The sequence below is a fragment of the Pseudoxanthomonas sp. genome (genome assembly GCF_051953815.1).
In the GTDB taxonomy this organism is placed as follows: domain Bacteria; phylum Pseudomonadota; class Gammaproteobacteria; order Xanthomonadales; family Xanthomonadaceae; genus Pseudoxanthomonas_A.
Genome location: NZ_JBQCIJ010000043.1, coordinates 22,817 through 30,672 on the forward strand (window position 1 = coordinate 22,817; position 7,856 = coordinate 30,672).

Here is a 7,856-nt window from a genome sequence, read left to right on the forward strand (position 1 = left end):
CGCCATGCCTGCGGATTCCGTCGCTTCCTCTTCCCGCCGCCAGTTCCTCAAGGCTGGCGCCGTCCTCGGCGGCGGCCTGGTCATCGGCTTCGTCGTGCCGGCCGCCGGCCGCTTCGCACTGGCGCAGAACGCCGCCGCGCCGGTCGCGGTGGCGCCGTTCGCGCCCAATGCCTTCCTGCGCATCGCCGCCGACGACAGCATCACCGTGCTGCTGTCGCATTCGGAAATGGGCCAGGGCATCTGGACCACCCTGCCGATGCTGATCGCCGAGGAGCTGGACGCGGACTGGACCAAAATGAAGGTCGAGCACGCGCCCGCCGCGCCGGCCTACGCGCATACCGCCTTCGGCATGCAGATGACCGGCGGCTCGACCAGCACCTGGTCCGAATTCGATCGCTACCGCATGGCCGGCGCCACCGCGCGCGCGATGTTGCTGCAGGCCGCCGCGCAGCGCTTGGGCGTGCCGGTGGCGGAACTGAGAACCGAGAACGGCGCGGTCGTGCAGGGGGATCAGCGCCTGCGCTACGGCGAGCTGGCCGACGCGGCCGGACAGCTGAAGGCGCCGGATCCGAAGACGCTCACGCTCAAGGATCCCAAGGACTGGAAACTGATCGGCAAGGGTGCCAAGCGCCTGGATACGCCGGAGAAGATCACCGGGCGCGCGATCTTCGGCATGGACGTGCAGTTCGACGGCCTGCTCACCGCGGTGGTCGCGCGCGCGCCGGTGTTCGGCGGCACGGTGAAATCCTTCGACGCCACCGCCACCAGGGCGGTGCCCGGCGTGCGCGACGTGGTGCAGGTGCCGAGCGGCGTGGCGGTGATCGCCGATCACTACTGGGCCGCGTTGCAGGGCCGCAACGCGCTGAAGGTGGAGTGGGATCGCGGTCCGCATGCGGATCTGGACAGCGCGCGGCTGCACGAACAGTTCGCCGCGCAGGCGCGCACGCCCGGACCGGTGGCGGTGCAGGCGGGCGACGCCGCCGCCGCGATGGCGCAGGCGGCCAAGGTGGTGGAAGTCGAATACAGCGTGCCCTATCTGGCGCACGCGCCGATGGAGCCGTTGAACTGCACGGTGAAGATCACCGCCGACGGTTGCGACATCTGGACCGGCACCCAGTTCCAGACCGTCGACCAGCAGGTCGCCGCGCGCATCACCGGATTGAAGCCGGAGCAGATCCGCATCCACACCACCTTCCTGGGCGGCGGCTTCGGCCGGCGCGCGACGCCGGTGTCGGACTTCGTGTCCGAAGCGGTGGAAGTGGCCAAGGCGGCCAAGGCGCCGGTCAAGACGGTGTGGCCGCGCGAGGACGACGTGCGCGGCGGCTATTACCGCCCGGCCTACGTGCAGCGGGCGAAGGTCGGCCTGGGCGCGGACGGTACGCCGGTGGCCTGGCAGCAGGTGATGGTCGGCCAGTCGATCACCGCCGGCACGCCGTTCGAACCATTCACGATCAAGAACGGCATCGACGCCACTTCGGTCGAGGGCGTGGCCGATTCGCCGTACGTGCTCGGCACGCCCGCGCACCGGGTGGATCTGCATTCGCCCAAGACCGGCATCCCGGTGCTGTGGTGGCGTTCGGTGGGGCACAGCTACAACGGCTTCGTGATGGAAAGCCTGGTCGACGAACTGGCGCACGCGGCCGGCCAGGATCCGCTGGCGTACCGCCGGCGCCTGCTGAAGGATCATCCGCGCCACCTGGCCGCGCTGAACCTGGCGGCGGAGAAATTCGGCTGGGGCAAGCCCGCCGCGAAGGGACGCGGCCACGGCATCGCGGTGCACGAATCCTTCGGCAGCTACGTCGCGCACGCGGCGGAAGTGTCGGTCGAGGACGGCGTCATCAAGGTCCATCGGGTGGTCTGCGCGATCGACTGCGGGCTGGCGGTGAACCCGGACAACGTCAAGGCGCAGCTGGAAAGCGGGCTGGCCTTCGGCCTGGGCGCGGCGCTGCACGGGCGCATCACCTTCAAGGACGGGCAGGTGGAGCAGTCCAACTATCACGACTATCCGGTGCTGCGCCTGCCCGAGATGCCGGTGGTGGAAGTCCACATCGTGCCCAGCACGGAAAAGATGGGCGGCGTCGGCGAACCCGGCACGCCCCCGATCGCGCCCGCGGTCGCCAACGCGGTGTTCGCCCTCACCGGCCAGCGCCTGCGCGATCTGCCCTTCACCCTGGCGCCCGCCGCCAAATCCGCCTGAGGACCCGACGATGCGCGCCGCCGCCCTCTTCCCCATCGCCGTGCTGACGCTGCTGCTGGCCGCCTGTGGTCCACGCATCAGCGCCGAACAGAAGGCGCAGGCCCTGCAGGCCTTCGCCACCGTCGAGCAGGTGTTCCAGCACCCGCGTTGCAGCAACTGCCACATTCCCGGCGACCAGCCATTGCAGTTCGACAGCCAGACGCCGCACATGATGAACGTGGTGCGCGGCCCCGAGGGCAAGGGCGCGCCCGGCCTGCCCTGCTCGACCTGCCACGGCGAAGCCAATCCGCCCCCCGGCTACAGCGCGCACGCGCCGCCGGGCGCGCCGCACTGGCAGTTGCCGCCGCCGGATCACAAGATGGCCTGGATCGGCCTGCCGGCCGCCGAGCTGTGCGCGATGATCCAGGATCGCAAGCGCAACGGCGATCGCGATCTGCCCGCGCTGCTCAAACACGTCAGCGAGGACAAGCTGGTGCTGTGGGGCTGGAATCCCGGCGGCAGCCGCGCGCCGGTGCCGGTGCCGCACGACCAATTCGTCGCCGCGTTCAAGACCTGGACCGACGCCGGCGCGCCCTGCCCTTCCAGGTAACGCTGGCCGGCGCATGGCGGTTCGCGGGCCCGCGCGACGCGGCCGCTCCCCGTGTCGCGCGGCCATGGTGCCGCTGTCCCGATCCGCAGGCAAATCCCGGCTTAACCGTCATCTTTCTGTCATCGTTCTGCGATAGCGGCGCCGCTCGCGCGCCGGTAAGGTGCGCGACCGCTGTCCCTCCCCTCGATGATCGTCATGCTGCTGCGCCTGATCGCGCTGGCCTGCGTCTGCCTGTCGCTGGTCGGCTTCACCACTGCCCATCTGCCCGCCCTGTCGCTGGGCGAACGCCTGGCCGCGCCCGGTGGCGTGTCGCCGCTGCTGCCGCGCGATCGCATCGAGGCGATGTTCGCGCGGCTGCCGCATCGCGAGGGCTTCGTGGCGGTCAACGGCGTTCCGCTGTACTGGCGCGCGATCGATCCGGGCGACTATGGACTGCGTTATCGCTATGCCGGCGGCACCGCCGACAACCGCATGGATTTCGAGCTCGACTTCGATGCCTCCGCGCAACCGTCGACGCAGGCGCCGCGCGGCACCGTCGTGCTGCTGCATGGCTGGATGATGGATGGCGGCTCGCTGCTGCCGTGGGCGCTGGAACTGGCGCAGGCCGGCTACCGCACCATCAGCGTGGATCTGCGCAACCATGGCCGCTCCGGCGCCGCGCCGTCCGGCTACGGCACCCGCGAGGGCGAGGACGTGGTGGCGATGCTGCGCGCGCTGCGCGGACGCGGCGAGGTCACCGGTCCGCTGCACGTGATGGGCGTGTCCTACGGCGCGGCCACCGCGATCTTCACCGCGCGCGATCTCGGCGTGCAGGCCGGTGGCGTGGTGGCGATGGAATCGTTCGACAACGCCGGCAGCGCGATCCGCGACATGGTGCCGCACATGCTCACCCGTCCGGCCGCGAACTGGCGTGATCGCCTGGCCCTGCCGCTGGCACGCTGGCGCTACAGCGGCGACAGCCTGGATGTCGCCATCGCCCAGGCCGATCGCAAGCTCGGGCTGGACCTGGACAAGGTGGACGTCGGTGCGGCGCTGGCGCAGGCGCGGGCCTGCGTGCTGCTGATCCATGGCGACGCCGACCAGCACATCCCGGTCGCGCATGGGCGGCTGCTGGCGGCCGCCTCCAGGCGCGCACGCTATCTGGAAATCGCCGGCGAGGATCACCTGAGCCTGCCGATGCGACTGGATCGACTGGCGCCGACCGTGATCGACTGGTTCGACCGCACGCCGACGGCGACGCCCGCCTGCCCGCAACCGCTGGCACCGGGCGATGCTTCACGGGTCGCAAGCACGCCGGCGGCCACTACGGTTTCGCGGGGTTGATCCGGTCGGGCGCATCGAGCCGCTCGCGCCATCCGCGCGGGCGAACATCAACATGCCCGGACTGATCGCAAGCCCGAAGCGCCATGAATGCCCGGCATGAAATGGTGTCGCAAAGCACAGTGATTCCCGGCAAGTCTCCTGCTGACAGCACGCTGTCAGCAGGGGGCGCTCATCCTGCGGACTCCTCAATCACTCCAAAGGAGTCTTCGTGAAGAACCTGATCAACTGGCTGGAAATCCCTGTCGCCGATCTGGCGCGTGCAACCGCCTTCTACGAGCGCGTGTTCGATACCCGATTGAAGCGTGAAGCCATGGCGGGCGGTGACATGGCGGTATTCGACGGCGTGGAGCCGGGTGGCGCGCTGGTGCACGGGGAAAGTTTCGTGCCTTCGAACCAGGGCTGCCTGCCGTACCTGCACGCACAGGATTTGTCCGACCTGCTGGCGCGCGTGGATGCGGCCGGCGGGAAAACCGTGTTCGGTCCGTTGCAGCTGCCGGGCGACATCGGCCACATCGCGCACTTCATCGACAGCGAAGGCAACCGCATCGGCCTGCATCAGCCCCTCGCGGCCTGATCGTCGGCGGCCAGGATCGGATCCACCGCACGCCCGTCCTGGCCACGTTCCTCGCAGCGTCCGGCTTGCCTGCTTGCGGGCGGGCCGGGCGCCCTGCGGCGCGCTACTCCGTCGCCGCGACCGGCACCACCGGCCGCTGGCGCGAACGCCACAGGCCGTCGGCGGCGAAAATCAGCAGGCCGGTCCAGATCGCCGCGAAACCCAGCGCCTGCGCGGCGCCGAAGGGTTCGCGGAACACGAACACGCCGATCAGGAACTGGATGCTCGGCGCCACGTACTGCAACAGGCCCACCACCGTCAGCGGAATCCGGCGCACGCCATAGGCGAAACCGATCAGCGGGAGCGCGGTGACCACGCCGCCGAAGATCAGCAGCAGATCGATCTTCCAGCCCCAGCCCTGCAGGAAACCGCCGCCATGGCCGTTCTCGCCCCAGACGACGAACGCCAGCGCCGGCAGGAACAGGTACAGGCTTTCCACGCCGAGCCCGGCCACGGCATCGACCGCCACCAGCTTGCGCACCAGCCCATACAGGCCGAACGAGAGCGCCAGCCCCAGCGCGATCCACGGCGGCGACCCCGCCTGCCAGGTCAGCCAGGCCACCCCGATCAGCGCGAAGCCGACCGCGATCCATTGCGGACGGCTCAGCCTTTCGCGCAGCACCAGCACGCCCAGCAATACGTTGAGCAGCGGATTGATGAAGTAGCCCAGGCTGGTTTCGACCACATGGCCGGCATTGACCGCCCAGATGTACAGGCCCCAGTTGAAGGCGATCAGCAGGCTGCTCAGGCCCAGCGCGGCGAACGCGCGCGGCTGCGCGCGGACCGTGCGCAGCCAGCCGGCGCCGTTTTTCAGCGCCAGCCAGCCCACCACCAGCAGCGTGCTCCAGACAATGCGGTGGGCGATGATCTGGAACGACGGCACCACCTTGAGCAGGTGCCAGTACAGCGGCACCACGCCCCACACGACAAAGGTCAGGGTGGTGATGATCAATCCCTTGCGGTCGATGACGGAATGGCTCATGCGCGCTTCGCCTTCGCCAGCGTGATCACCACCACGCCCAGCAGGATCATCGCCATCGCGCCCAGGTCATGCGCGCTGAAACTCTCGTGCGCGATCCACGCGCCCAGCGCCACCGCGATCACCGGATTGATGTAGGCATAGCTGCCCGCCACCGCGGGCCGCACGTTGTGCAGCAGCCAGACGTAGGCGCTGAAGGCGACGATGGAACCGAACAGCGCCAGGTAACCCACCGCCAGCGTGCCCTGCACGGTCGGCCACTGGCTGAAGCGCTCGCCGATCGCCGCGCCCACCAGCAGCATGATCACGCCGCCGCAGACCATCTGCGCGGCCGCGGACATGAACGGCGACGGCAGATCGCGCCCCCGGCTCCACACCGAACCGTAGGCCCAGGCGATCGGCGCGATCAGCAGCATGATCAGCCCCTTCGGACTGGCGGTCAGCGCGCTGCCGGAGTTGAGCCAGACCACGCCGAGGAAACCGATCACGATGCCCGCCCATTCGGCGCGGGTGGGATGCTGTCCGCGCATCGCGCCGAACAAGCCCATCCACAACGGCATCGACGCCACCGCGACCGCCGCCAGGCCGGACGACACGGTCTGCTCGGCCACGCAGACGAAGCCGTTGCCGAACAGCAGCAGCGCCACCGCCATGAAGGCCAGGTTCTTCCACTGCGCGCGGGTCGGCGCGGCATAGCCGCGCCAGCGCAGCACCGCGTACATCAGGGTGCCGGCGACGATGAAACGGCCACCGGCCATCAGCAGCGGCGGATAGCCGCCCTCAAGGGCCAGGCGGATGCCGAGATAGGTCGAGCCCCAGACGACATAGACCAGGGCCAGGGCGACAACGACGGCGATGCCGCCGCGCGCGGGCGCGGCGGTGCTGGAAGTGGAGGAGTTCATGGGGGAGGCGCCAAGCGTATTGGGACTTATTCTAGGACAGCGCCGAAGGCCGCGGCGTGACACCACCGTTGAAAGGTTTCACGGTCCGCCTTTCATCTGGCTCAAGTCTCGCGGCAGGCGCGGTGTTCACGGGATGCGACGCAAGTCGCGACCTCGGCCCCGGTTCATCGCGCTTCCCGAAACGAATCGCCGCGCCGGGCGCACCGTAAGACGACCAACAAAAAAGCGCGGCCCGAAGGCCGCGCTCTCGGTTCAACCGGCGCGTCGCCGGCTCAGTCGGCCCAGCGTCCCGGGCCGGTGGATTCCGGCAGCACCTGCGCCGACAGCTTGCGGTCCTGGTTCAACACGCCGATGGCGTCGCCCAGGATCGCGGCCGACTCGCGCAGCAGCGGATCCGGACGCTTGTCGACCAGCTTCTCGCGGGCGGCATCCTTGACGATGTCGCGCTCGCTCGCGCCCAGGCCGTCATCGGCCAGATCATCGGCCAACGGATCCAAGGTCAGCCCCAGTGCCTTGCGCTCGGCCTGGCGGGTCTTGCGCAGCGAATCCTGCTTGTCGCGTTCGGCGCGGCGCTCGGCCTCGTTGAGCGAGACGTACTTCTTGGCCGCCTCGGCGCGGAACGTCGCCACGTCCTCGGTCCACCACTGGAACTCCTTGTCCTTGGCCACGCGCGAGGCGTGCAGGGCTTCCAGTTTCGGCAGCAGCGGCGCGAAATTGCCGTACTGGGTGTGCGGCACCGCGGCGATGCGGGTCCACGGCAGCGCGTTGTCGTAGGTGCTCTCGCCGAACTCGCTGGCGTCCACCGTCACCGGGAAGGCCACGTCCGGCACCACGCCGCGGTTCTGGGTGCTGCTGCCGCCGGGCAGGAAGAACTGCGCGATGGTCAGCTTGAGCTGGCCGAAGCGCGCTTCCTCGTTGGCCGGCCAGCGGTCGAGGTCGACCAGGTTCTGCACCGTGCCCTTGCCGAAGCTCGGCTCGCCGATCACCAGGCCGCGGCCGTAGTCCTGGATCGCGCCGGCGAAGATCTCGGACGCCGACGCCGAGCCGCGGTTCACCAGCACCGCCAGCGGGCCGTCCCAGGCGACGCCGGCATCGTCGTCGTCCTCGACGCTGACCCGGCCGCCGGATTCGCGCACCTGCACCACCGGGCCCTTGTCGATGAACAGGCCGGTCAGCTCGACCGCCTCGTCCAGCGAACCGCCGCCGTTGTTGCGCAGGTCCATCACCACGCCGTCCACCTTCTGCGCCTTGAA

Annotated in this window: 7 protein-coding genes; 4 read left to right on the top strand and 3 right to left on the bottom strand. The window is 69.6% G+C overall.

The window, feature by feature from the left end:
* Positions 1-4: 4 nt before the first annotated feature.
* The 4 genes from ACTHN1_RS13285 (at position 5) to ACTHN1_RS13300 (ending at position 4,683) form a co-directional block, all read left to right on the top strand.
* On the top strand, positions 5-2,197 hold the full coding sequence (locus ACTHN1_RS13285) for a molybdopterin cofactor-binding domain-containing protein (protein ID WP_440471420.1): 2,193 nt from the start codon (positions 5-7) through the stop codon (positions 2,195-2,197).
* 10 nt (positions 2,198-2,207) lie between these two features.
* A complete protein-coding gene (locus ACTHN1_RS13290) occupies positions 2,208-2,786 on the top strand; it encodes a hypothetical protein (protein ID WP_440471413.1) in 579 nt (192 codons plus the stop codon).
* Positions 2,787-2,984: 198 nt separating this feature from the next.
* Complete coding sequence (locus ACTHN1_RS13295) at positions 2,985-4,109, top strand: alpha/beta hydrolase family protein (protein ID WP_440471421.1); 1,125 nt, start codon at positions 2,985-2,987, stop codon at positions 4,107-4,109.
* A 208-nt stretch (positions 4,110-4,317) separates the two neighbouring features.
* On the top strand, positions 4,318-4,683 hold the full coding sequence (locus ACTHN1_RS13300; protein WP_440471414.1) for a VOC family protein: 366 nt from the start codon (positions 4,318-4,320) through the stop codon (positions 4,681-4,683).
* Between the two features lie 103 nt (positions 4,684-4,786).
* On the opposite strand, the gene rarD is transcribed toward ACTHN1_RS13300, so the two are convergent.
* The 3 genes from rarD to ACTHN1_RS13315 all read right to left on the bottom strand — a co-directional run.
* Positions 4,787-5,704: an EamA family transporter RarD gene (gene rarD, locus ACTHN1_RS13305; protein WP_440471415.1), complete on the bottom strand. Its 918-nt coding sequence runs from the start codon at positions 5,702-5,704 to the stop codon at positions 4,787-4,789.
* Positions 5,701-6,603 (bottom strand): drug/metabolite exporter YedA, encoded by a 903-nt coding sequence (gene yedA, locus ACTHN1_RS13310; protein ID WP_440471416.1) that lies wholly within the window; start codon positions 6,601-6,603, stop codon positions 5,701-5,703. The genes rarD and yedA overlap by 4 nt, the downstream gene beginning before the upstream one ends.
* A gap of 272 nt (positions 6,604-6,875) precedes the next feature.
* On the bottom strand, positions 6,876-7,856 hold a 981-nt coding region (locus ACTHN1_RS13315; RefSeq protein ID WP_440471417.1), incomplete at its 5' end, for a carboxy terminal-processing peptidase.